Annotated in this window: 20 protein-coding genes and 2 pseudogenes; 7 read left to right on the top strand and 15 right to left on the bottom strand. The window is 61.7% G+C overall.

From position 1 onward, the window contains the following. Positions 1 to 75 precede the first annotated feature (75 nt). The 7 genes from U5G49_RS11695 to U5G49_RS11725 all read right to left on the bottom strand — a co-directional run bounded on the left by U5G49_RS11695 (position 76) and on the right by U5G49_RS11725 (position 8,961). Entirely contained in the window at positions 76 to 1,209 is a 1,134-nt protein-coding gene (locus tag U5G49_RS11695; protein ID WP_047621412.1) for a Gfo/Idh/MocA family protein, read from the bottom strand. 9 nt (positions 1,210 to 1,218) lie between these two features. Next, positions 1,219 to 1,980: a sugar phosphate isomerase/epimerase family protein gene (locus tag U5G49_RS11700; protein WP_193446527.1), complete on the bottom strand. Its 762-nt coding sequence runs from the start codon at positions 1,978 to 1,980 to the stop codon at positions 1,219 to 1,221. A 37-nt stretch (positions 1,981 to 2,017) separates the two neighbouring features. Further along, the gene (locus tag U5G49_RS11705; protein ID WP_193446528.1) at positions 2,018 to 4,480 is read right to left on the bottom strand and encodes a beta-mannosidase; all 2,463 of its coding nucleotides are present in this window, start codon (positions 4,478 to 4,480) and stop codon (positions 2,018 to 2,020) included. A 122-nt stretch (positions 4,481 to 4,602) separates the two neighbouring features. Further along, positions 4,603 to 5,694, bottom strand: a complete 1,092-nt coding sequence (locus tag U5G49_RS11710; RefSeq protein WP_003540428.1) for an ABC transporter ATP-binding protein — start codon at positions 5,692 to 5,694, stop codon at positions 4,603 to 4,605. Between the two features lie 4 nt (positions 5,695 to 5,698). Then, the gene (locus U5G49_RS11715; RefSeq protein WP_193446529.1) at positions 5,699 to 6,643 is read right to left on the bottom strand and encodes a carbohydrate ABC transporter permease; all 945 of its coding nucleotides are present in this window, start codon (positions 6,641 to 6,643) and stop codon (positions 5,699 to 5,701) included. Further along, a complete protein-coding gene (locus tag U5G49_RS11720; RefSeq protein ID WP_193446530.1) occupies positions 6,636 to 7,541 on the bottom strand; it encodes a carbohydrate ABC transporter permease in 906 nt (301 codons plus the stop codon). The genes U5G49_RS11715 and U5G49_RS11720 overlap by 8 nt, the downstream gene beginning before the upstream one ends. A 184-nt stretch (positions 7,542 to 7,725) precedes the next feature. Further along, on the bottom strand, positions 7,726 to 8,961 hold the full coding sequence (locus U5G49_RS11725) for an ABC transporter substrate-binding protein (RefSeq protein WP_018242365.1): 1,236 nt from the start codon (positions 8,959 to 8,961) through the stop codon (positions 7,726 to 7,728). 454 nt (positions 8,962 to 9,415) lie between these two features. Between U5G49_RS11725 and U5G49_RS11730 the strand changes: the two genes are divergently transcribed. Continuing rightward, complete coding sequence (locus U5G49_RS11730) at positions 9,416 to 10,459, top strand: LacI family transcriptional regulator (protein ID WP_018242366.1); 1,044 nt, start codon at positions 9,416 to 9,418, stop codon at positions 10,457 to 10,459. A 57-nt stretch (positions 10,460 to 10,516) separates the two neighbouring features. Here U5G49_RS11730 and leuS read toward each other — a convergent pair whose 3' ends face one another. Both leuS and U5G49_RS11740 read right to left on the bottom strand, forming a co-directional pair. Next, positions 10,517 to 13,033 (bottom strand): leucine--tRNA ligase, encoded by a 2,517-nt coding sequence (gene leuS, locus U5G49_RS11735; protein WP_193446531.1) that lies wholly within the window; start codon positions 13,031 to 13,033, stop codon positions 10,517 to 10,519. A 394-nt stretch (positions 13,034 to 13,427) separates the two neighbouring features. Next, a pseudogene (locus tag U5G49_RS11740) lies at positions 13,428 to 14,335 on the bottom strand (LysR substrate-binding domain-containing protein). 173 nt (positions 14,336 to 14,508) lie between these two features. Here U5G49_RS11740 and U5G49_RS11745 point away from each other — a divergent pair. Genes U5G49_RS11745 through U5G49_RS11755 form a run of 3 tightly spaced genes read left to right on the top strand, consistent with a single transcriptional unit; the run spans position 14,509 to position 16,793 of the window. Next, positions 14,509 to 15,123, top strand: a complete 615-nt coding sequence (locus U5G49_RS11745; RefSeq protein ID WP_018242369.1) for a C39 family peptidase — start codon at positions 14,509 to 14,511, stop codon at positions 15,121 to 15,123. A 33-nt stretch (positions 15,124 to 15,156) separates the two neighbouring features. Next, entirely contained in the window at positions 15,157 to 16,233 is a 1,077-nt protein-coding gene (locus U5G49_RS11750) for a D-alanine--D-alanine ligase family protein (protein ID WP_193446532.1), read from the top strand. 14 nt (positions 16,234 to 16,247) lie between these two features. Next, positions 16,248 to 16,793, top strand: a complete 546-nt coding sequence (locus tag U5G49_RS11755) for an AAA family ATPase (RefSeq protein ID WP_193446533.1) — start codon at positions 16,248 to 16,250, stop codon at positions 16,791 to 16,793. Between the two features lie 43 nt (positions 16,794 to 16,836). Here the strand turns inward: U5G49_RS11755 and U5G49_RS11760 are convergent, their stop codons facing one another. The 5 genes and pseudogenes from U5G49_RS11760 to gndA form a co-directional block, all read right to left on the bottom strand. After that, positions 16,837 to 17,454, bottom strand: a complete 618-nt coding sequence (locus tag U5G49_RS11760) for a class I SAM-dependent methyltransferase (protein WP_193446534.1) — start codon at positions 17,452 to 17,454, stop codon at positions 16,837 to 16,839. Positions 17,455 to 17,556: 102 nt separating this feature from the next. Then, on the bottom strand, positions 17,557 to 18,066 hold the full coding sequence (locus U5G49_RS11765) for a GNAT family N-acetyltransferase (protein WP_193446535.1): 510 nt from the start codon (positions 18,064 to 18,066) through the stop codon (positions 17,557 to 17,559). A 56-nt stretch (positions 18,067 to 18,122) separates the two neighbouring features. Further along, complete coding sequence (locus tag U5G49_RS11770) at positions 18,123 to 18,617, bottom strand: GNAT family N-acetyltransferase (protein WP_193446536.1); 495 nt, start codon at positions 18,615 to 18,617, stop codon at positions 18,123 to 18,125. Between the two features lie 12 nt (positions 18,618 to 18,629). Continuing rightward, a pseudogene (locus U5G49_RS11775) lies at positions 18,630 to 19,387 on the bottom strand (carbon-nitrogen hydrolase family protein). 153 nt (positions 19,388 to 19,540) lie between these two features. Then, entirely contained in the window at positions 19,541 to 20,992 is a 1,452-nt protein-coding gene (gndA, locus tag U5G49_RS11780; RefSeq protein ID WP_193446537.1) for an NADP-dependent phosphogluconate dehydrogenase, read from the bottom strand. A gap of 212 nt (positions 20,993 to 21,204) precedes the next feature. On the opposite strand from gndA, the gene U5G49_RS11785 reads away from it, so the two are divergent. From U5G49_RS11785 to U5G49_RS11795, 3 genes are all read left to right on the top strand, one after another. Next, positions 21,205 to 21,996, top strand: a complete 792-nt coding sequence (locus U5G49_RS11785) for a helix-turn-helix domain-containing protein (protein ID WP_193446538.1) — start codon at positions 21,205 to 21,207, stop codon at positions 21,994 to 21,996. Positions 21,997 to 22,066: 70 nt separating this feature from the next. Further along, on the top strand, positions 22,067 to 22,465 hold the full coding sequence (locus tag U5G49_RS11790) for a polyketide cyclase (protein ID WP_018242377.1): 399 nt from the start codon (positions 22,067 to 22,069) through the stop codon (positions 22,463 to 22,465). Beyond that, positions 22,466 to 22,828, top strand: a complete 363-nt coding sequence (locus tag U5G49_RS11795; RefSeq protein ID WP_018242378.1) for a VOC family protein — start codon at positions 22,466 to 22,468, stop codon at positions 22,826 to 22,828. It begins immediately after the preceding gene. A 55-nt stretch (positions 22,829 to 22,883) separates the two neighbouring features. On the opposite strand, the gene U5G49_RS11800 is transcribed toward U5G49_RS11795, so the two are convergent. Further along, on the bottom strand, positions 22,884 to 23,600 hold the full coding sequence (locus U5G49_RS11800) for a PAS domain-containing protein (protein ID WP_193446539.1): 717 nt from the start codon (positions 23,598 to 23,600) through the stop codon (positions 22,884 to 22,886). Positions 23,601 to 23,725 lie beyond the last annotated feature (125 nt).

Genomic DNA, 23,725 nt, shown 5'->3' on the forward strand with positions numbered 1-23,725 from the left:
TCCTCGGCACAAGGCCGAGGATAACGACTTTGACGGTATGTCTCGCGGTCCAACGAGATACAGGCATTCTTCCTGTTACTTCAAGAGCGCCTGCGCTTCTTCGATGCCGAGGGCGGCCGGTTGCGTGCAGGTCGTCGTCAGGTCAATGAAACGGCCCTCCTCGCCCGATTTCAGGATCGAGGTCATGACGTCGACGCCGTGCAGCGTGCGGTCGAGCGAGCAGCGCGCATCGCGCCCCTCGATCAGCGCCATCACCATGTCGGCAAGGCCGGCGGTGCGGTAGTTGGCGCGCGCGCCGTTCGGGTTTTCCTGGTTGATCTTGCCGAACGGATGCTCCCAAGTCTCCAGCGGCTTGATGTCTTTATCGCGGCCGCTGGCCTCGACGGTGCCGCCGAAGAAGTTCGGGTCCGGCACATAGAGCGAGCCATCGGTGCCGTAGAGCTCCATATTGGCATGGCGGTGCGACCACACATCCCAGCTCGCCGTCAGCGTCACCGTGGCGCCGTTGACGAATTCGAGCAGCGCCTGGATCGTCGTCGGCGTCTTAACCGGGATGATCTCGCCATTGCGCGGCTCGCTGGTGATCGTGCGGGTGGGCGACGCCATCGAGGTCATGCCGCCGACACGTTTGACCGGGCCGATCAGATTGATCAGATTAGCGATGTAATAGGGGCCGAGATCGAGGATCGGGCCGCCGCCTGGCAGGAAGAAGAAGTCCGGGTTCGGATGCCACATCTCCATGCCGGGGCTCATCACGTAGCAAGCGCCCGAAGTCACCCGGCCAATGCCGCCGTCATCGATGAACTTGCGGGCGAGTTGGTGGGCGCCGCCGAGGAAAGTGTCAGGCGCGCAGCCGACGGCAAGGTTCTTCTGCTTGGCGATGCGGCGAAGCTCCTCGCCCTCTTCGAGCGAAAGCACCAGCGGCTTTTCGGAATAGACGTGTTTTCCGGCCTCGAGGATCGCCTTCGATACCCGGAAATGCGCATCCGGGATCGTCAGATTGACGACGACGTCGATCTCGTCATTGACGAGAAGCTCGTCGATCGTCTGCGCTTTGACGCCATATTCCTCGGCCCGCGCCTCGGCCGCCTGCGCGTTGATATCGGCGCAGGCCAGCACCTTCAACCCCTTGAAGAGCGGTGCCAGCGAGAAGTAAGTGGTGGAGATGTTGCCGCATCCGATGATGCCGACGCCAAGTTCCTTGGTCATGATGAAGCCTCAGTAGGTCTGGAAGGATGCGATCGAGCGGCTGATATTGCGATCGATGTCATTCGGGTTGTCGTGTTCGACGACGTAGTGCTTGGCCTTGGTGGCGCGCAACGCCGTCATCAGCCTGGCCCACTCGACCTTGCCGTGACCGACATCTGCCCAGCCGCTCTCATCCGCCGCCTCGCCGGCCGGTGCGATGTCCTTGACATGGACAGCGGTGATCCGCGGTCCGAGCTTCTCGATCCAGGCGAAGGGATCGGCGCCGCCGCGGATAACCCAGGCGATATCGGCTTCCCAGGAAATGTCGGGCGCGCCTTCGAAGATGTGCTCGATCGGCCGCGAGCCATCCTGCAGCTTGAAGAATTCGAAATCATGATTGTGCCAGCCGAATTCGTAGCCGGCAGCCTTGTAGGGCTTGCTGATCTCCTGCAGGCGTTTGCCGAAGGCGGCCCAGCCGGCAGCGTCGGACGGGCGTTCCTCGGCCGCCAGATGCGGCGCATAAATCGAATCCATGCCGAGGATCTTGGCAATGTTCAGCGACTTCTCAACCTCCTTCTCGAGGAAGTCGGGGCTGAAATGGCCGCTCGCCATAACCAGGCCATTCTTGTCGAGCTCAGCGCGAAGGCTCTTCAGCCCGGCATCGTCGAGATCGGCATAGATACCGCCGAAGCCCTCGACCTCCGCGTAGCCTGATTTGCCGAGTTTTTCGAAAATCGCCGAATAAGGCTGGAAGTTGCGGGCGCTATAGAGCTGGTAGCTGAGTTTCGTCATTATGTTCTCCTTGGGCCTCGTGCCCATTCTTGCAAGATCAATCCGCCGACTGGCAGGAATACAGGTCGTAGAATCGGAACTCCGGAAGCGCGCCACGATCAAGCGGCCGTGCCGGGGTAAAGGTGATGCGGCGGCTCTCGCCGGCCGCGAGATCGAAGGCATTGTCGGAATATTTGCCGTCCGTCTCGGTCTCGATCATCACGAAGAGCGCAAGTCCCCTAGCGGTGACGTTGATGTCGACGGAGCCATTCTCCTCGACATATTCGTGGGTGACAGCAAGCCCCGCGGGCTCCAGCTCCAGCGCCTTGTAGGTACCGTTGACGTAATGCCCCTCGCCGCCCGTGCCGTTCGACGCGGTGAAGTGCCAGGCAAGCAGCGTTCCCTCGGGAATATCGGAAACGTCGATGCTCGCGGCAGTGACGGCCGCATCCGGCGAACACACGGCCTGCACGTCCTTCAGGTGCCGGCGTTCGCCCTTTACCGTGAGGATCGAGACTGCAAGATCAACGCTGACATCGGCAAGCGTGTCGTTGACCAGCGAGAAGCGGATCGTCTTTCCGTCATCGGAAGGAATGGCAGCGACCGCGACCGGTTGGAAGAAGCGCTTGACGAGATAGTGCATCGCCTTCCAGCGGCCGCCATAGTCGAGGCTCGACCAGGAGGCGACCGGCCAGGTGTCGTTGAGCTGCCAGTAGATCGTGCCCATGCAATGGGGTTTGAGCGACCGCCAGTATTCCACCGCCGTCTTGATCGCCAGCCCCTGCTGGATCTGGGAGAGATAGACGAAGTTCGGAAAATCCTTGGGGAAGCGGAAATAGCGGAACATCGTGCCGGCGATGCGCTCGTTACCGCCGGCATTCTTCTGGTGCAGCTCCATGACGGGGGAAGCGACGTTCATGTCCTTCTCCTCGGCATAGGTCCTGATCACAGGCAGCGACGTATAGGACTGGAAGCCGAATTCCGAGCAGAAGCGCGGACGCACCGAACGGTAATTGTCGAACGACTTGTTCTCGTGCCAGACCGACCAGTAGTGCATGTCGCCGGACCCGTCCGCATGCCAGGCATCGCCGAAATCGAGATAGCCGGACGCCGGGCTCGACGGCCACCAGAGCGCGCCGGGCAACGCCTTTTTCACCGCCTGCTCGATCGTGCGGTTGAGGCGATCATAGGAGACGAGATAACGGTCGCGGTCCTTGCGGGATTCCTCGAACCAGGTGAGCGCCCCGACCAGCTCGTTGTCGCCGCACCAGAGCACGATCGAGGGATGCGAGGAGAGCCGGCCCACCTGGTAATCGACCTCGATCGTTACATTGTCGAGAAAGTCCTCGGTCGAGGGGTAGAGGTTGCAGGCGAACATGAAGTCCTGCCAGACCATGAGGCCCAGCCGGTCGCAGAAATCATAGAAATGATCCTGTTCGTAGAAGCCGCCGCCCCAGACGCGGATCATGTTCATATTGGCGGCTTTGGCCGATTGCAGCAGGTCCTCGGTCTTCTCGGGCGAAGACAGCGAAAATAGCGCGTCGGCCGGGATCCAGTTGGCGCCGCGGCAGAAAATCTCGCGGCCGTTGACCTTGAAAGCGAAGCGGCTGCCTGATGCATCCGGCGTGGTGATCAGTTCGATGGTGCGAAGACCGATCTGCTTGGTCACCTCATCCGTCGGCAATTCGACGGATAGTCTGTAGAGCGCCTGCTCACCGCTGCCAGACGGCCACCAGAGGCGTGGATTGTCGATATGGAAGAGATGGTTGACATGGGTCTCGCCATTGACGCCGACATCCAGGCGCACGCGCTCACCGTCGAGCTCGAAATAGACCTGGGCAATGTCCGGCCCCTTGGAAAACAGCGTCGCCGTCACTTTGAGATCGACCGAACCGTCATTATTGTGGGTCTGGCGGGTGACGACGTGTTCGATGCGCGCCGTTTCGAGCTTTTTCAGCGCGATCGTCCCGTAAAGGCCGAGCGGCGCAATGGCGATGTTCCAGTCCCAGCCGAAATGGCATTGCGGCTTGCGCAACATGTTGCCGTCGGGGATTGGCGAATTTCCGGTGCTGTAGGGAATGTAGAAGGGCTGCTGCTTCTGCCGCGCAGCAGCAACAGCGATGCTGGAGGCAAAGACGATGCGGATGCTGTTGTCGCCTGATTTCAGCATGCTGGAGATATCGGGCCGGTGGCGGCGGAAGCTATTATCGGCTTCGAGCGCCAGGAAGCCGTTGACGTGGACGCTGGCGACCGTGTCGAGATAGTCGATATCGAGATACCAGTCGCCTTCGACCTCAGGAAGCGTGAAGCTGCGCTCGACCGCCCATTCGCGCTCGGCGACCCACTGCACCTTTTCCTCGTTGCGGCCGAAATAGGGATCGGGGATCAGTCCTGCCCGGTGGAGCGCGGTGTGCACGTCGCCCGGCAAGATGATTGTAGTGCGGATCTCGCCATCGACAGAGGCAAGCTGCCACGAACCGGAAAGGTCGATGTTGAAACCGTTCTTCGGCAAGGATGTCATAGTCGTATCCCGATCGGGCCGCTCCTGGGACGCCGGACAAGCCGGACCGCGGCCGAATTTGGCTGGCCTGATGGCCGATTGGAGGTAGGGCGGCGCCATTTCGGCCCCGCCCGCAGAGTTCTCTAGAGACGCAGCTCGCTTTCGGCATCGAAGACCGAGGCGACCGTCATGTCGAAGCTGAGCTTCACCTTGGCTCCGACGTTGAAGCGGCGTGCGCCGTTGACACGTACCGACATCGTGTGACCAGCATGTTTCAGCCACAGCAGATTGTCCGCGCCCATCGGCTCCTCGATATCGACGGTGGCGTCATGTTCTTCGCCGCCGGTATTCTCGTTGACCTTGATGTGTTCTGGACGAACGCCGAGCACCACTTTGCGGCCGGGCTGCAGCGTCTCGCTAGCGTCGTAGGCAGCGAGCGAGAAAATGACGCCGTTGGCCAAAAAGGCAATGCCGTCGCCTGATTTGACCAGCTCGCCATGCAGGAAATTCATCGACGGCGAACCGATGAAGCCGGCGACGAACAGATTGCGCGGTCTATTGTAGATCGTCGTCGGATCGTCGAGCTGCTGGATGATGCCGCTCTTCATGATGGCGATGCGGTCGGCAAGCGTCAGCGCCTCGATCTGGTCGTGGGTGACGTAGATCATCGTGTTCTTCAGCGACTGGTGCAGGCGCTTGATCTCAACGCGCAACTCCGAGCGAAGCTTGGCGTCGAGGTTGGACAGAGGCTCGTCGAACAGGAAGACGTCGACGTCGCGCACCAGCGCCCGGCCGATCGCCACGCGCTGGCGCTGGCCGCCGGAAAGCTCGGCCGGCTTGCGCTTCAGGAGCGGCTGAATCTGCAGGATTTCGGAGGCGCGCGCCACGCGCTTGTCGATCTCAGCCTGCGGCACCTTGGCGACGCGAAGACCGAAGGACAGGTTCTTCTCGACGGTCATCTGCGGATAGAGCGCATAGGATTGGAACACCATGCCGATGCCGCGGTCTTTAGGCTCTTCCCAGGTAACGTTCTTGCCCTTGATGAAGATCTGCCCTTCCGACGCATCGAGCAGGCCGGCGATGCAATTCAGCAAGGTCGACTTGCCGCAGCCGGACGAGCCGAGCAGCACGAGGAATTCGCCGTCGTTGATGTCGAGGTTGAGATCCTTCAGCACGCTCACCGCACCGAAGTTCAGGGACAGATCCTTGATGGAAACGCTTGCATTCATATTCATGAGATCAACCCTTCACTGCGCCGGCGGCGATGCCGCGGACGAAAAGCCGTCCCGACACGAAGTAGACGATGAGCGGCACGAGACCCGTCAGGATCGTTGCCGCCATGTTGACGTTGTATTCCTTCACGCCCTGGACGGAATTGACGATGTTGTTGAGCTGCACGGTCATCGGATAGGTATCCGGCCGGGTGAACACCACGCCGAACAGGAAGTCGTTCCAGATGCCGGTTACCTGCAGGATCATCGCAACCACGAAGATCGGCAGCGACATCGGCAGCATGATCCGCAGGAAGATCTGCCAGAAGCCCGCCCCGTCGACACGCGCCGCCTTGAACAGTTCCTCCGGCAGCGACACGAAATAGTTTCGGAAGAGCAGCGTCAGGATCGGCATGCCGAAGATCGAATGCACGATCACGAGGCCGCTCAGCGTGCCGTAGATGCCGATTTCGCGCAGGATGATGACGATCGGATAGATCATCACCTGATAGGGAATGAATGCGCCTATGATCAGGATCGAGAAGAAAAACTCAGATCCTCTGAAGCGCCAGTTCGCCAGCGCGTAGCCGTTCACCGAGGCGATCGCGATCGAGATGATGACCGATGGCACCGTGATGCGCACCGAATTCCAGAAACCGCGCGACAGGCCATCGCAGTTGAGCCCGGTACAAGCCTGCGCCCAGGCTTTCACCCAGGGCTCGAAGGTGATCTCTACCGGCGGCGAAAAGATGTTGCCGAGCCGGATTTCAGGCATACCCTTCAGCGACGTTACCACCATCACGTAGAGCGGCAACAGATAGTAGAGCGCTGCGATGATAAGCGTGCCGTAGAGCATGATGTTGCGCGCCGACACCGCCGGGCGCGGCCTGGGGCCGCTGGGGCCTTCGGCGAGTTTAGGCGCGACGGCGTCAATGGCGGCAGCGGTGGTGTTGAGAGTTCCTACATCAGCCACGCTTGCGCCCTCCGCCGAATTCCAGATAGGCCCACGGAACGATAATGATCGCGACTGTGACGAGCATCATGGTCGAGGCAGCAAAGCCCTGCCCCAGGTTCTGCGCCTGGAACATGTAATCGTAGACATATTTCGCCGGCACTTCCGAGGAGATGCCCGGTCCGCCCGATGTTTGCGCGACCACGAGGTCGTAGACCTTGACGATGCCGGAGGCGATGATCACGATCGTCGTGATAAAGACCGGCCGCATCATCGGGATCACGATGAAGAGATAGGTCCTCCACATCGGAATGCCGTCCACGCGCGCCGCTTTCCAGATGTCCTCGTCGATCCCACGCAGGCCGGCAAGCATCAGGCACATGACGAGGCCCGTTCCCTGCCACAGCGCCGCGATCAGAATGCCGTAGATGACGATTTCAGGCGTATAGAGCGGATTGAAGGTGAAGCTCGTCCACCCCATCGAGCGCACCACCGCCTGAATGCCGAAATCGGGGTTCAGAACCCATTGCCAGACGAGGCCCGTCACGATGAAGGACAGCGCGAAGGGATAAAGAAAGATGGTGCGGAAAGTGTTTTCGAAACGGATCTTCTGGTCCATCAGCGCCGCGAGCATGAAACCGATGACCAGGCTGAAAATCAGCGAGAGGATGCCGTAGACAGCCAGATTCTCGATCGCCGTCACCCAGCGGGGTGCCGCCCAGAGGCGCTGGTACTGATCGAAGCCGACAAAGCTCAACCGCGGAAGGAGCTTGGAATTGGTGAATGAATAAATGACCGTCCAAAACGTGCCGCCGACAAAGATCACCAGCGCCGTCAGGATCATCGGAATGGACGCAATCTTGGCATTCAGATTGCGCAGTAACTTATTTGGCCGGCCTGCTCGCGCTTGACCCGTCATGAATACTTCTCCTCAAATCGCAGCTGCGACCAGTGACAGATCGGCAAGGCGCCGCCTGTCGTCTCCACCTCTGAAACCTGCTGAAGATACCAGAGAGACGCCGCCGCCCGCCGGACCATCACCGACCGTCCGGAACGATCCGGCCCCGATGGGAGCCGGACCGCAAGGGCAGCGAATCTGCTGATCAGTCAGCTGAAGCGATGATCCCGGCGAAACGCTTCTGAGCGTCTTCCGGCGTCATCGACGGATTGGCGAAGAATTCGGAGAAAAGGTCTTCCTTCTGCTTCTGGCTGTCGGCCGAAAGGAGCTGGTCGGTGCCTTGGATCACGTTGCCCTTGGCCAGGATGTCGAGACCCTTCTTCATGCAATCGTTGGCGGCAGCGAGATCGACGTCGCCGCGAACCGGCAGCGAACCCTTCTTCAGGTTAAAGGCAACCTGGGTCTTGGGATCGAGCAGGGTCTTGGCAAGCACGGCCTGCGCCTTGGACTTTTCTTCGTCCTTCAGCAGCGGGAAGTAGAAGGCGTCGCCGCCAGTCGAGATGATCTCGTTCACGCCGAGGCCCGGCAGGCAGGTATAGTCGGTACCGGCCTTCTGACCGGCGAGCGCGAACTCACCCTGCGCCCAGTCGCCCATGATCTGGCCGCCGGCCTTGCCTGTGATGACAAGGTTGGTGGCCTGGTTCCAATCCTGGACGTTGCTGCCTTTGGCCATGCGCCGAGCGTCGTCGGCCGCCTTGAACACCTTGGCGATTTCGGGCCCGGCGGCAACTTCCGCGTCCTTGTCCTTGAAGACCTTGTTGAAGGTATCCTTGCCGGCAACCGCAACCATCAGCACGTCGAAGGCGCCTGTCGCCTGCCACGGCTGACCGCCGACGGCGAGCGGAATGATGCCGGCCTTTTCGAGTGCCGGAGCCGCAGCGACGAATTCATCCCAGTTCTTCGGAACCTCGACGCCGGCCTTCTTGAAGGCGGCGTTCGAAAGCCACAGCCACTGCCAGGAGTGGATGTTGACGGGAGCGCAGTAGATCTTGCCGTCGATGGTGCAGGAATCGAGCAGGCTCGACGGACGAATGATATCCTTCCAGTGCTCGGCGGTCGCCACATCGGTCAGGTCGCGCATCAGGCCGGCCTGGACGAGTTCCTCGGCCTGGCGGCCATGGTTGAACTGGGTGGCGCCCATCGGATCGCCGCCGGTGATGCGGCTGATCATGATCGGACGGGCAGTGCCGCCGGAACCGGCGATAGCACCGTCGACCCAGTGGTTGCCGGTGGCGTCGAATGCCTTTGCCAGCTCGGCGACGGCAGCGGATTCGCCGCCCGAAGTCCACCAGTGCGTGACTTCGAGATCGGTGGCGTTGGCGGCGCCGAACGGAAGCGCGACCGAAGCGGCAAGCACGGCCGCCATTATACGGATTTTCATGAGTTCTCCTCCCTCACTGAAACGTTGCCGGAAAAACTTAGATCAATCGATTTCTCCACGCAACTGCCCGCAGGCAAATTTTTCCGCGATAACGGCAAATGCTACTTGTGCCTGTTTCCATCGGAAGCGCCGCATCCCCTGAAGCGAAATACAGTCGGCCATTCTCGCACATGCGTTTTCAATTTATCTACTTGAATAAACATAATAATTTTACACGATAAATTGAGCCGTGCGATTCAGCCTCTTCGCAAGCGCAAAAAAACAGAGCACGAATTGCCGATTCAACCTATGCGTACAATGTTGCAACGCACACAACAAAAAGCACTCGACATTTCTACTGTATCGTTACAGATTGCATTCCTCAGGGAGGCGCGATTTTGGCAGGCGGCGGGCTTACGACGCTGGAAAAAGCCTCTATAAGCGACACCAATTCGCGCGAGGCAGGCCTAAAGGGATGGAAAACAAGGGAAATTTCGAGAACACGGCATCGACGCCGGCAGCGCGCGAGCGCCCGACGTTGAAGACGATCGCCTACATGACCGGCCTTGGCGTGACGACGGTGTCGCGCGCGCTGAAGGATGCGCCGGATATCGGAGCGGAAACCAAGGAGCGGGTGCGCATGGTCGCCCGCCAGCTTGGCTACCAGCCGAACAGGGCAGGTGTGCGCCTGCGCACCGGCAAGACCAACGTCATTGCCCTCGTTCTCAGCATCGACGAGGAGATCATGGGCTTCTCGAGCCAGATGGTCTTCGGCATCTCCGAGGTGCTATCCGGCACGCCTTATCATATCGTCATCACGCCGCATTCCCACAGCAAGGACCCGATGCTGCCGGTGCGCTATATCCTTGATACCGGCTCGGCGGACGGCGTCATCATCTCCCGCATCGAGCCGGATGATCCGCGCGTGCGGCTGCTGAGCGAGCGCGGCATGCCCTTCGCCACGCATGGGCGCACCGATGCGGGTCTCACGCACCCGTTCCACGATTTCGACAACGAGGCCTTCGCGCATCAGGCGGTGGAAAAGCTCGTCAAGCGCGGCCGGCGCCGCATTGCCCTGCTGCAGCCGCCGAGCAAGCTCACCTACTACGCCCATATCCGCATCGGCTTCCAGACCGGCCTGCATGATTACGGCGCCGAGGAAGTGCCGCTGCGCGTCAACACCGACGCCCCGCTCGCCGACATCCGCGACATCGTCGAGGTGATGATGCGCTCGGCCAACGCCCCCGACGGTATCGTCTGTTCGGCCGGTAGCGCGGCAATCGCCGTCAATGCCGGCATCGAGGCCGCCGGCAAGGCGCTCGGCCGCGATCTCGACATGGTTTCCAAGCAATCGGTACCGATCCTGAACTGGATCCGCCCCGAGATCATCACCGCCCAGGAAGACGTGCGCCAGGCCGGCCGCGAAATGGCCAAAGCCGTCATCGCCCGCATCGACGGCGTCGAACCGGAACTGCTGCAGAGCGTCAGCCAGCCGACTTGGCCGGAGAGCGGCAGGTAGGCGGTCGGTTGAGGGAACGGACCGTCGGGCTCAAATCCGACGATCAGCTTTGGATCATCACAGGTCTGCGACGACGAAATTCACCAGTCGCCCCGGGACCAGAACTTCGTTGACCACCATTCTGCCGTCGAGCAAGGCCATGACAGCGGGTTCCGATCGCGCCGCCGCCAGCAGCGCCTCGCCGAGGTCGGCGGCAGCTTCGAAGCGGTGGCGAACCTTGCCGTTTATCTGCACGACATATTCGCGGGTTTCCATCTCGATCATCGCAGGGTCGAAGGTCGGCCAGGAAACCCATGTCAGTGTTTCCCCGTGACCAAGCTTGCTCCATAACTCCTCCGCGATGTGAGGCGCAAAGGGTGCCAGCAACAGCACGAATGTCTCCACCACTTCGCGCGGACGCGCGGCTTCCACCGTCAGTGCGTTGGCCAGTTCCATCAGCCGGGAAACCCCGGTGTTGAACCGCATTGCTTCTATATCCGCCGTCACGGTCTTCACCGTCTGGTGGCGCAAGCACAGAAGCTGCGGGCTCGGGGCCGCCTCCCGCACCGCTGAAACGAGTCCGTCGCTCTCGTCGCAAACAATACGCCAGGCGCGCTCTAGAAACCGGCGCACACCGATCACGCCAGCGGTCTGCCAGGGTTTTGCCGCATCCAGAGGTCCCATGAACATTTCGTACAACCGCAAGGCGTCGGCCCCGAACTGATCGACGACATCGTCGGGATTGACGACGTTCAACCGCGACTTCGACATCTTCTCGACGGCGCGCTGCACTTCGACCGGCCCAGCGAACCATCTGCCCTGCTCTTCGACGACGGAAGACGGCGCGTAATACCGGCCCGCCGCATCGCGGTAGGAATGAGCAAGGATCATGCCCTGGTTGAACAGACGCTGGAACGGCTCTTCCGTCGAAACGACCCTGATATCGTAGAGAACCTTGTGCCAGAAGCGGGCATAGAGCAGATGCAGGACCGCATGCTCGGCACCGCCGACGTAGAGATCAACCGGCATCCAATAGCGCTCGGCCTCGCGCCCGACGGGCTCGCGGGCGTTGCCGGGATCGAGGAATCTGAGAAAATACCAGCAGGAGCCCGCCCATTGCGGCATCGTGTTAGTCTCCCGCCGTGCCGGAATCTCGGTGGCCGGCACGATCGTTTCGACCCAGGCATGCGCACGGGCAAGCGGCGGTTCGCCGTCCGGCGTCGGGGCGTAGTCGTCCAGCCCAGGCGGCAGCAGCGGCAGGCATTCCTCGGGCAGCGGCATCACCGAGCCATCCGCCAGATGCAGCACCGGTATCGGCTCGCCCCAGTAGCGCTGGCGGGAAAACAGCCAATCGCGTAGGCGATAGGTGACTTTAGGCCAGCCTGCGCCACTCGCCTGCAGCCAAGCAATCATGGCTTTCCTGGCCCCCGGCGCGGCCAGACCATTCAGGAAGTCGGAATTAACCATCCTCCCCTCGCCCTCAAGGGCCGCCTTTTCGATGTCGTCCGCACTGTCGATCACGCGAATGATCGGCAGGCCGTGCGCGCAGGCAAAGGCGTAGTCCCGCGCGTCATGGGCCGGCACCGCCATCAAGGCGCCGGTGCCGTAGCCCGCCAGGACGTAATCGGCCACCCAGATCGGTAGCCGGGCGCCGGTTGCGGGATTGACGGCATAGGCGCCGGTGAAGACGCCGGTCTTCTCGCGTCCAGCATCGGTACGCGTCGTTTCCTCCAATGCCTTGGCCTCGGCAATATAGGCGGCAACCGCCTCTCTTGCTTCGGGCGTGACGGTGGTGGCGACAGCGGGATGCTCCGGTGCGAGCACGATATAGCTTGCTCCGAATAGGGTTTCGGGGCGCGTCGTGAAGACGGTAATGCCCTCCGTGCCATGCTCGAGCGAAAAACGGATTTCGGCCCCTTCAGAACGCCCGATCCAGTTGCGCTGCATGGTTTTCAGGCTTTCGGGCCAATCGAGGCCATCCAGTCCCTCCAGCAGTCGGTCAGCATAAGCCGTGATGCGCAGCATCCACTGGCGCATTCTGCGGCGGATGACGGGATCGCCGGTCTCGACGTAACACCCGTCCTTGACCTCCTCGTCGGCGAGCACGGCGTTCTGTGCCGGGCACCAGTTGACTGCGACCTCGGCTTGATAGGCGAGGCCCTTCTCGAACAGCTTCAGGAATATCCACTGTGTCCAGCGCACGTAGGCAGGATCGGTGGTGGCGAACTCGCGGCTCCAGTCATAGGAGAAACCCAACCTTTGCACCTGTCCGCGAAACGTCTCGATATTGCGCTTCGTCGTGACATCGGGATGCACACCGGTCCGCATGGCGTGGCGCTCCGCCGGCAGGCCGAAACTGTCCCATCCCATCGGATGCAGGACGTTGAAGCCGCGCATGCGTTTGTAGCGGCACATTATATCAGTGGCAGTGTAGCCAAGGGGATGGCCGACATGCAGGCCCGCGCCCGAAGGATACGGAAACATGTCGAGCGCGTAGAATTTCGGTCTGGCCGGATCGATTTCCGCGCGAAAAATATGGTGATCGGCCCAATAGGCCTGCCACTTCGGTTCGATCGTCCTGGGATCATAAGGCATGCATCACTCCTGGCGCCGACCGGCTCTGGCGGCGGCATATCCTGAAAAATGGAGGCGTTCTTTGGTTCAGGAGCAGCTACGGCTGCCGGCGCTCCGGTGACGTCCGGCAGCCGCGGCTAAGTCGAAACGCGTGCGGAGTTGCGACGCAGAACGTCCGCGCGACTCTCCGGACGAAAAAAGCGCGATGTGGCTTTGGAAACGATCTGGTGTCCATGGACGGTGACTCAAGGCAAATAAGGAGAAAGCAAACGACAGTGTTAACTCGGCTCCGATCAGGAGGCCGTGGTGGTAAGTCGTGCGTCGCGTGCGCGAACGTCTGCTGCTTGAGTTGCCATAGTCATGAACCAAGAGTGCCCGATATGATCGCTTCTGCCAAGAGTGCATTCGCGCGAAATCAGGATCTGTTCAAATCCCGCTGCGCGCTCTTTACCAGTTGATCGAGCACCGCCGCGACCTTCGGGTTGCGCACCTCGCCGCGCCGGCTAATCGCATGGATGCCGCGGTAGGCGGCTGGCGCCAGCGGCTTGACGGTGAGGCCTTCGCCAAAATCTCGAAGCGCCAGTCCGGGCATCACCGAAATCGAGCATCCGGCTTCGACGAGCGCGAACACCACTTCGAAACTGTCGCTGAAACCGTTGATGAGGGGCTCGAAACCGATGTCGCGGCAGGCCTGGCGGATCGCCATGGAATAGGCGCTGGAGGCGACGTCGAGCGCCCAATATTCATCCCTCAGCTGAGCGAGTCCGATGACGGGCTCGCTCTCCAGCCTGTGGCCAGCGGGCAGCAGCACGAAGAGCTGGTCGCGGCAGAGGAACAGCGTGTCGGCCGTGCCCTCCAGCGTGTGTGGATCGAAGGATATGTCGTCGGCAACGACGATGTCGGCCTGCCAGGCCCGGAGCGCGGCCACGCCTTCGGCAGGTCCCATCGTCGTCATGACGATGTTGAGATGCGGATGGTGGATCGCGAGCTGGCGCATCGCGGCCGGGATGAAGGAGGACGCCGCGGACGGTTGGGCGGCGATCCTCAAGTCGCCGGCGACGATTTTCTGCAGCTCGGCAATATCGGTTTTGGCTTCCTCGACGACGGCGAATATCCGGTCGGCATGCAGGACGAGCCTCTGGCCGGCCGTGTCAGCATCACCCCTCGCCCGCGCCGCTCGACGAGCGGGATTCCCACTTCGTCCTCCAGTTGGGCGATCTGCTGAGAAACGGCCGATGAGGAAATACCCAGCGCGTCGGCGACCGCCGCCATCGTCTCGCGGCGCGAAAGCTCGCGAAGTGTGCGCAATCGGAAGAAATCCAAGCCTGTTTCCCCGGCCGATCAATTGGCCATAATTTCTAACCTATATACTTACTTTAATTAAGTGGACCTGAAGAAAGCTGCACCTTAGCCTTGGATTCGCAAGCGGGCATCGGTTCGAAAAAAGCCAAGATTGCCGGCCATCTCATGAGACGAACCAGGGGGATATCGACAGGATGCAGCAAAGCGGCGTGCCCTATTTCAGCCAATGGGAAACACCCGGCATGACGTTGCCGGTGCTTGCCGAGGGACAACAGGCCCTGCTCGGCGACCCGCTCTGGCATCAATCGGGGGCCGCAACGATCGAGGAATATGCGCGCTGGGCAGTCAATGTCTGCGGCATGGCCTGCCTGAAGATGATTCTTGCCGCACGCGGCGAGATCCATCCGACACTCGAACTTGCCCGCGCCTGCACCGCCTATGGCGGTTATGTCGTCAACGAAATCGATGCCTCGATCAAAGGGCTGATCTACGCGCCCTTCGTCCGCTTCGCCACCGACCGTTTCGCACTTAGCGCCGAGACGATGACCGGCGTCGAGACATCAGCCATTCCCGAGCTTCTGTCGAAGCGCCGGTTCTTCATCGCCTCGGTGAACTCGGGCATCCGCTGGCCGGAGCGCGAACCGCCGTCGAAGGGCGGGCATCTGGTGCTGGTGACGGCGGCCTCGCAGGGGGCAATCCGATTCCACAACCCGTCCGGCCACGACGCGGCGAGCCAGGCCGATGTGACGCTGCCGCTTGCCGTCTTCGACCGCTTCTTCGCCAATCGCGGCATATCGGTCGACGCCTGACCTTTTCAACACCAGATCGTTTCGGAGGCTTTCATGACCCCTTCCCCACACAGGCTGCGCATTGCCGTGCTCTTCGGCGGCCGCTCGGCCGAGCATGAGGTTTCCGTGCTCTCGGCAACCAATGTCTTGGGCGCGCTCAAGCCCGAAAAATACGATGCCGTCCCCATCTTCATCACCCGTGAGGGGCAATGGCTGCTGAGCAGTTTCGAGGACGGCATATTGGCGACACCTTCATCGGGTGCGGAAATCTGCCTCGTGCCGGGCGGACGGGGCCGGATGCTGGCGATCCCTGTCCATGGCGCGCCGCATGAACTGGCAAGGATCCACATCCTGTTTCCCGTGCTGCACGGCCCGCATGGCGAAGACGGCTCGGTGCAGGGCGTGGCGGAGGTAGCCCGCGTTCCGCTCGCCGGCTGCGGCATTCTCGGCTCCGCCGCAGCACTCGATAAGGACATCGCCAAGCGCCTGCTGAGGGCGGCGGGCCTGCCGGTAGCGCGTGCGGTGACGATCCATCAGGGTGCTGCCCCTTCGCTGGCAGCCCTCGAAGGTGAACTCGGCCTGCCGCTCTTCATCAAGCCGGCGCGGCAGGGATCGTCGGTCGGTGTCGCCAAGGTCCATACCAGCCAGGAATTCGCGCCCGCCCTTACTGAGGCGTTCCGCCATGATCGCACGCTGCTCGCCGAAGAATTCGTGCGCGGCCGCGAGATCGAATTCAGCGTGCTGGAGGATGCGGCAGGAGAACTCTTCGTCTCCCGGCCGGGCGAGATCGTGCCGGCGGAAAGCCACGGCTTCTATAGTTACGATGCCAAATATATCGACGAGAAAGGTGCGGCGCTGAAAGTGCCGGCCGAACTGCCTGAGGAAGTCGAGGCTGCCATGCACGACGTGGCCGCAAGAGCCTTCCGGGCCGTCGGTTGCGACGGCATGGCCCGCATCGACTTCTTCCTGACTGATGACATGCAGTTCCTGGTCAATGAAATCAACACCATCCCCGGCTTCACCAATATCAGCATGTATTCCAAAGCGATGGCGGCAAGCGGCGTCGGATACGCCGAAATCATCGACAGGCTCGTCGACCACGGCCTGGCGCGCGCCCGCCGGGTCGCCTAGGCGGGAGCTCGAACATGAACAGGTCGGTCTTGATTTCGGGATGTTCCGGCGGCGGGAAATCGACACTGCTTCAGGAGCTTGTTGCCCGCGGTCATGCCGTCGTCGAAGAGCCCGGCCGGCGTATCGTCAAGCAAGAACTTGAAGGCGACGGCGCAGCCCTGCCCTGGGTCGACATGGTGGCCTTTGCGCGCCGCGCGATCGAGATGGCGATCGCCGACCATGCAGCGGCGTGTGAGCAGACCGGCTGGATGTTTTTCGATCGCGGGCTGGTCGATGCGGCGGCAGCGCTTCAGCACCTCACCGGAGAACCTATCCTGGAAAAATTGAGCGTAGCCCACCGCTATCACCAGAGGGTTTTTCGGACCCCGCCATGGCCCGAAATCTACACGACCGATCCCGAGCGGCGCCATGGCTTCGACGAGGCTGGCGACGAATATGACCGGTTGGCCGCGATCTATCCGACGCTCGGCTACGACATCATCATACTGCCGAAAATCGCGGTCGCAGACCGGGCGGATTTCATCCTCGACTGCCTCTCTCGGGAAACGAGGCAGCAGTAGACGCGATCAGCAGGGTCGTGCCTCGGCCGCCCTCTCCGAGGGCTCAGCGCCTGCGAAAGACGCACCACTGGAACGACTGCCGGCCACCAGCGGGTGTCGTGTGTTCCTCGCGCCAGTCGCGCTGAAGCGCGAAGGTGGACGAGAATTCACTCGCAAGCGCTACCGCGTCATAGCGCTGGACCGGCAGGCCGCTGCACCGTTCCGGCCCGTCCGGCGCGAAGGTGGCGATGATCACGGCGCTGTCCGGCGCCGTGCCGGTTTCGAGCGCATGCCGATAGGCCAGCCGCTGCTCGGGCTCGGTGAGGAAGTGAAAGACGGCGCGGTCGTGCCACACATCGTAATGCCGGTCGGGTTGCCATGAAGTGACGTCAGCAACCACCCAGGCGATCCGGCCGGCTTCATCCCGCAGCCGCGCCTTGGCGACCTCGAGCGCCGGCGCGGCGATGTCGAGGACGGTGAGGTCAGACCACCCGCGCTCAATAAGACAGTCGACAAGGTTCGATGCGCCGCCGCCCACATCGATCAGCGAGGCCGTGACCGGCAGTTGCAGCTCGTCAAGCGCCCGCAAGGAAGGCCCGGGCGTCGGCTGATACCAGCTGACGCTGTCGGCAGCTTTTGTGCGGTAGACCTCGTCCCAGTGTTCCCGCTTCGCGCCCGTCATCCGATATCCCCATCTCTTGCGGAGCCCGATATCCTAACAGATCAACATGTAAGAACTGAGACGTCCGCAACCAATGCAGTTCCCAAGACCCCGTTCCGCATTTCAGGAAGGGAGGTGCCGGTAAACGAGATCGGCGGGATCGGTTCGGGGTGCTGCGGGATCGAGACGCGCTCCCAGCCGTTCCGCAACCGCAACGGATGCGGCATTGCTGGGAGCGATATAGCTGACAAGCGATGGCAGCTTGAGTGTCGCAAAGGCCCAGTCGCGCAGCGCCAAGGCCGCTTCGGTAGCATAGCCTTTGCCCTCATATTCCTCATGGACGAACCAGCCCAGTTCCTTCTCTGGAAAGAGCGGTCCGTGATTGATCCCCACCTGACCGACGCATTCGCCGGTTTCGCCAAGCTCGATCGTCAGCGCTCCGTGCCCGAAAAGCTGCCAGAGAGCGACGTCGTGGCAGAACATCCCCCACGCCGCGCGCAGATCGAACGGGCCGCCCATTCCGACCGATCGCGGCGACGCCATCAACTGCGCATAGGCGGCGAAATCGTCGATATCTGGCATGCGGAGCCTGAGACGCTCGGTTCGGATGGTCATCGCGCCCGTTTCGGACATGTCGCCGCCTTCTCTGTCAGCTTGGTTTTGAAGTTTCGGCCGTTGAACGGAATATCCTAGCTTTCAAATGCCGGGGCGAATTGCAACGTCCCGCTTGGCGGGGATCCGCGAAAAACAATCCGCTGCACGAGCCGCGTATCGAGGTCGAGATACTTCAGCTGCCCGTCGCTGCTGAAACCGACACGGCTATAGATGTCGGGATTACCGATCAACGCGCATCCGCTGGCACCCATCTCGTTCAGCAGTTCGAGACCTCTTGCAATCATCGCCTTACCGATGCCTTGCCGTTGTCTCTCCGGCTTGACCGATATCGGCCCCAGCCCGAACCAGCCATCATGCGCGCCGTCGATCGCCACCGGTGAAAACGCGACATGCCCCAGGATCTCGCCGTCCAGCTCTGCGACCAGCGATATTGTCAGATCACCGTTTTCACGAAGTCTTCGAACAATCTCCGCTTCCGTCCCGTCGCTGTAAGGCATCGGCTTGAAGGCGGTCGAGGTCAGATCATGGATCGCGTCGAAATCCTCCGGCGTTTCGTCTCGGATAAGCATCTTTATCAATCCTCAATCGCGATAGCTCACAGGTTCTATGCAAGGAAAGTCGAAGACCAGCAAGCCAGGCCCCTCCAGCGGCAGCTGCGCCACGACCTGCCCTTCCGGGTTCAGCACCGCCGTCGGCCCCCAGGCGATGCGCCCGTCGCGCTCGCCTGTCACGTCGGACGAGATCAGCCACAGGCCGGTTTCGCGGCATCGTTCGCCGCAAACCGAGTTGTGCCGCTCCCTGAATATTTCCGCCTTGTCCCTTGGCATCATGTTGTTGGAGAGGCATAGGATCAGGGATGCGCCGGACGCGGCGATCATTCCGGCTGCTTCAGGAAAGTTCGTGTCGTAGCAGATGTTATCCCGAAGCGCAGGTCTCCGACCGCAAAAAGCGGGCTTTCCTTTCCCGCCTCGAAAGCCCGTTCGCCGCGCAGCAGGTGGGCTTTCCGGTAGCGGCCAACGAGAACGCCGTGCTCGATGACAACAGCGCTGTTGAACAATCGCCCGTCATCGACCTCAATGAGCCCCATGACCAGCACCGGTCCCGACTTCGGCAGTCGGTCCAGGACCGCGGCGAACTCGGCGGATGTGAAATCGAGAGCAACACGCCGCGCCGATGGTTCATCGACCAAGTACCCCTGCAAAAAACCTTCGGGAAAGACCAGCAAGGCCGCACCATCAGCCTCAGCAAGCGCTGCGACCTTAACGGCATAATCCAACGCTGCCGCGACATTCTCCCGAAATTCCGGCGTCTGCGCGGCGGCTATCCGAGTGCTCTTCACCTTGATCTCCGCGTTGGGACGTCTTGCAGCCTACCCGGTCAGGCTTGTGCAAGCAGCGCCAAGACAGCGGATTGCCGACGGTAGCATGAGGCAGCAACCACGAAAAAGCCCGGCGCGACGGCCGGGCTTCTCCTCGATCTCTTCTCAGCAACCTCAGAAGGTCGACGCACCGCTGCCCCAGGGGCCGTGGTGGAAATCCTTGCCGTCCAGGCGGTCGAAACCGTGGGCGCCGAAGAAGTCGCGCTGCGCCTGGATGAGGTTTGCCGTTCCCCTGGCCTGGCGATAGGCGTCGAAATAGGTCAGCGCCGAGGTCAGCGCCGGAACCGGCAGGCCGGCGGCAATCGCGGCACCGACGACGCGGCGTAGCGCCGGGATCGATTCCTTGACCATGTCGGAGAAGGCAGGCGTGACGATCAGGTTGGCAGCATCAGGCGCCTTGGTGAAAGCCGAGGTGATCTCGTCGAGGAACTGCGAGCGGATGATGCAGCCGGCGCGCCAGATCCTGGCAATCGTCGGCATCGGCAGCGACCAGTTAAACTCGCGCGATGCTTCCGCCATCACCGCGAAGCCCTGCGCATAGGCGCCGATCTTGGCGGCAAACAGCGCCAGTTCCAGATCCTTGTTGAGTTCGGGGCCGTAAGCGATCGGGAAGGACACAGCCTGGGTGCCGAAGATCTTTTCGGCGGCTTCGCGCTGCGACTTCATCGAAGAGAGGCTACGGGCGGCGACGGCGGCTTCGATCGCCGTTGCCGGAATGCCCATATTCTGCGCCTCGATCGCCGACCACTTGCCGGTGCCTTTCTGGCCTGCTTTGTCGAGGATCATGTCGACCATCGGCCCGCCGGAGACCGGATCAGTGGCCGCAAGCACCTTCTCGGAGATTTCAATCAGGTAGGAGTTCAGCCGGCCCTTGTTCCATTCACCGAAGATGCCGGAGATTTCGGAGGCGCTCTTGCCGAGGCCGTCGCGCAGGATGCCGTAGATTTCGGCGATCATCTGCATGTCGGCATATTCGATGCCGTTATGGATGGTCTTGACGAAATGGCCGGCGCCGTCATTGCCGAGCCAGGCGACGCAGGGCTCGTCATTGTAGCGGGCGGCAATCGATGTCAGCACCTTCTCGACGCGCTTCCAGGACTCTTCGGTGCCGCCGACCATGATTGACGGGCCATGGCGCGCACCTTCTTCGCCCCCAGAAACACCCATGCCGATGAAGGTCAGATCAGTATTCTTCAGCCGGTCGAAGCGGGCGACGGTGTCGCGGAAATTGGCGTTGCCGGCATCGATCATGATGTCGCCCTTGGAGAGATGCGGGCGCAGCAGCTCCATCTGCTGGTCGACGGCCTCGCCCGCCTTGATCATGATGATGATCGGACGCGGCGGCCGGATCGCATCGACGAACTCTTCGATCGTCTTGCAGGGAATAATCTGCTTCTTCAGATCGCCGGCGCTTTCGTAGAATTCGTCGGTTTTCTCCGGCGTGCGGTTGAACACCGCGATTTTATTGCCTTTTTCCGCGATATTGAGCGCCAGGTTGGAGCCCATGACCGCAAGGCCGATCAGTCCGATTTCTGCCTTTTCCACGACAAACCTCCGATGTGTCATTTGGACCGGTGTTGTGGCACTGTCTCAATCAAACGGCAAGTCTCGCAAGGGTCTAATCGGTTCGCAAAAGCCAATGAAATGAAGCTTGCAATATCGCCGCTTGTCCGACAACCCGCCGGCTGGCGCCCACTCCGGAAGCCTTAGGTTTTTTCGTGCGCCCCGCCCGCAACGCCCTATCTCATGTAATCATCAGTGCCTCGGGAGATATCGCATTGGCATCGGGAAGACGAACAGATACGGCTCTCCTGGCGGCCCGCGCCGGCTGCTACCGCGAGTCTATGCCGCCGCCGGCGCTGCGACGCCATTTCAGCCGCCTCTGGTCGCATGCGCTTCATGACGGACCGCCGGCAATGGTGGCGATCGTGCCTGACGGTTATTGCGATCTCCTCTGGATCGACGGCCGGCTGGTTGTCGCCGGTCCCGACAGGACAGCGTCCTTTCCCGTCATCCGGCCGGGCGCGACAGTCATCGGCGCACGTTTTGCGCCCGGCGCCGCAGCCCCCTGGCTGAAGACGCCGCTCTCGGCACTGGTCGGCTGCTCGGTGCCCCTCGCTGACATCGGCCGGAAGGACACCGCCGAATTCGAAGCGCGGCTTGCGGATTGTCCCGACCCCTCGGCCGCCAGGGCGCTGTTTAGCCGCCTGCTCGAAGAGACCGCGCGCGATGAGGAGGAGCCCGCCCGCGATGCCGCCATGATCTTCGCCGCCGCCGACAGCTCTCGCCCGGCGTCCAGCCTGCTCGAGCACCTCGGCATGAGTGAGAGGCAGCTGCGCCGCCGCTGCCACCACCATTTCGGCTACGGCGCAAAGACGCTGGAACGGATTCGCCGGTTCCAGCGTTTCCTCGACCTCTGCCACAGGTCGGGCGCGATGCCGCTTGCCCGCCTTGCGCTCGAAGCGGGCTTTGCCGACCAGCCCCACATGACACGCGAGGTCGGCGAGCTCTCGACGCTGACACCTGCCGTCATTCTCGACCAGCTCAGTATACGGCAAAGAGCCGATTGACCGTTTTGTTCAAGACGCTGCTGGCCGGTCTGTTATTCTGACGAAACCAAATGCCAGGGACCTGCAAGCCATGTCGACAATGCCCGCGAAAATCATCCACCTGTCGATAGAGCGCGACTGGCGCGACGTCTATGACTTCGCCGGCAAGCCGGAGAACATGCCGCTCTGGGCCTCCGGCCTTGCGACCGGCTTAGAGCCTCACGGCGCCGACTGGATCGCCCACGGCACTCTCGGCAGCGTCAAGGTGAGCTTCGTTCCTGCCAATGAATTCGGCGTGATCGACCATACGGTGACCATCGAATCCGGCCTGAGGGTTTATAATGCCCTGCGCATCGTGCCGAACGGCGATGGTTGCGAGGTCATGTTCACGCTGCTGCGTCTGCCCGGCATGACCGACACACAGTTTTCCGCCGATGCCGCCCATGTCGAGAAGGATCTCGCCATGCTGAAAGCCCTGATGGAGAGATAGATGGCCGAGAAGACAGAAAACCACGACCGCCGCATCGACTATGTCGAATTCAACGTCGCCGACATCGCCGCCGCCAAAGCCTTCTACGGCTCGGCCTTCGGCTGGCGCTTCACCGATTACGGTCCCAATTATTGCGAATTCGACGATGGCCGGCTGAAGGGCGGCTTTACCGATTTCGGACCCGTGCGGCCGGGCGGCGGCCCGCTTGTCGTCGTCTATGCCAGCGATCTGGAAGAAGTGCTGACCTCAGTCGAAAGAGCCGGTGGCACGATCTGCCGGCCGATCACCGATTTTCCCGGCGGCCGTCGCTTCCACTTCCTCGACCGCGATGGTTACGAGCTCGCCGTCTGGGCGGCGGCTTAGCCAGACTACCCAAGGCGGCCGAGTTGGTCAGGCTGCCTAAGGCTGCCGACCGGGATCAGGCAGCCTGCGACAGGCGATCGAGATCTTCCATGACGAGCAGGGCGCCAATCACCGTACCGCCCGCATCGCGCAGCGGCGACATGCGACAGCGCACCTGCCGCGATTCGCCGCTGCCGGCCGAGCGCTCATAGGAATAGTCGATCTGTTCGCCGGCAAAACAGGCATCGAGCTTATGCTTGGCGCATTCGGCAAACCGCTCCTCGCCGATGAATTCGGAAAGGTGGCGGCCGATGAGCTCCATCGGCTTCCTGTTGAGATGGGCGCTGTTGGCTGGATTGGAATAGAGGTAGCGATAGTCCCTTGTCAGCACCGCCACGCGGTCCGGCAGGCTTTCAAGGATTACCGCGTTGAGGAACTGGCCATTGTCGGTATCAGGCACATAGGCCGGCGGCGGCTCGATGCGCACATCCTGCGGCGAAGGCACGCGCCAGTCCGGCCCATGCGCCCCGAAATAGCGGTCGAGCAGGTAGGAAAGCACCGACGTGTGCTCCGTGACGCTGGCGCTGTCGTCGGCATCCTGGTTGATCAGATGGCTCACAAACTGCAGTTGCATGTAAACTTCGAGCAGATTGACTGCCCGGTAGGCGAGGATTGCCTCGACCAGCGGCTCGACATGGCGGTCGAGCGCCGTGACGCGCTGGTCGTCGCCCAGGCGTATGGCTTCCTCAATTTGCACGCAACGCAAGGAAAAAGCTCGAAAAAGCTCCAGCAAGACGCCTCCACTCCCATTTTCCCAAGAGACGAGTCCGAAACCTCATATGGCTGCATTTCCCAAAAATGCGCCTTCCGGTAGACATTATTCGCGTCTGGTGGTGACGGGTAACATGAAGTGCCCTC

This window comes from Rhizobium indigoferae (assembly GCF_034554815.1).
GTDB lineage: Bacteria > Pseudomonadota > Alphaproteobacteria > Rhizobiales > Rhizobiaceae > Rhizobium > Rhizobium leguminosarum.

Bases quoted from the DNA above. Each gene is read 5' to 3' on its own strand.
- U5G49_RS11695 (WP_047621412.1), bottom strand. From the start codon at position 1,209: ATGACCAAGGAACTTGGCGTCGGCATCATCGGATGCGGCAACATCTCC.
- U5G49_RS11700 (WP_193446527.1), bottom strand. From the start codon at position 1,980: ATGACGAAACTCAGCTACCAGCTCTATAGCGCCCGCAACTTCCAGCCT.
- U5G49_RS11705 (WP_193446528.1), bottom strand. From the start codon at position 4,480: ATGACATCCTTGCCGAAGAACGGTTTCAACATCGACCTTTCCGGTTCG.
- U5G49_RS11710 (WP_003540428.1), bottom strand. From the start codon at position 5,694: ATGAATATGAATGCAAGCGTTTCCATCAAGGATCTGTCCCTGAACTTC.
- U5G49_RS11720 (WP_193446530.1), bottom strand. From the start codon at position 7,541: ATGACGGGTCAAGCGCGAGCAGGCCGGCCAAATAAGTTACTGCGCAAT.
- U5G49_RS11725 (WP_018242365.1), bottom strand. From the start codon at position 8,961: ATGAAAATCCGTATAATGGCGGCCGTGCTTGCCGCTTCGGTCGCGCTT.
- U5G49_RS11730 (WP_018242366.1), top strand. From the start codon at position 9,416: ATGGAAAACAAGGGAAATTTCGAGAACACGGCATCGACGCCGGCAGCG.
- leuS (WP_193446531.1), bottom strand. From the start codon at position 13,033: ATGCCTTATGATCCCAGGACGATCGAACCGAAGTGGCAGGCCTATTGG.
- U5G49_RS11745 (WP_018242369.1), top strand. From the start codon at position 14,509: ATGCAGCAAAGCGGCGTGCCCTATTTCAGCCAATGGGAAACACCCGGC.
- U5G49_RS11750 (WP_193446532.1), top strand. From the start codon at position 15,157: ATGACCCCTTCCCCACACAGGCTGCGCATTGCCGTGCTCTTCGGCGGC.
- U5G49_RS11755 (WP_193446533.1), top strand. From the start codon at position 16,248: ATGAACAGGTCGGTCTTGATTTCGGGATGTTCCGGCGGCGGGAAATCG.
- U5G49_RS11760 (WP_193446534.1), bottom strand. From the start codon at position 17,454: ATGACGGGCGCGAAGCGGGAACACTGGGACGAGGTCTACCGCACAAAA.
- U5G49_RS11765 (WP_193446535.1), bottom strand. From the start codon at position 18,066: ATGTCCGAAACGGGCGCGATGACCATCCGAACCGAGCGTCTCAGGCTC.
- U5G49_RS11770 (WP_193446536.1), bottom strand. From the start codon at position 18,617: ATGCTTATCCGAGACGAAACGCCGGAGGATTTCGACGCGATCCATGAT.
- gndA (WP_193446537.1), bottom strand. From the start codon at position 20,992: ATGACACATCGGAGGTTTGTCGTGGAAAAGGCAGAAATCGGACTGATC.
- U5G49_RS11790 (WP_018242377.1), top strand. From the start codon at position 22,067: ATGTCGACAATGCCCGCGAAAATCATCCACCTGTCGATAGAGCGCGAC.
- U5G49_RS11795 (WP_018242378.1), top strand. From the start codon at position 22,466: ATGGCCGAGAAGACAGAAAACCACGACCGCCGCATCGACTATGTCGAA.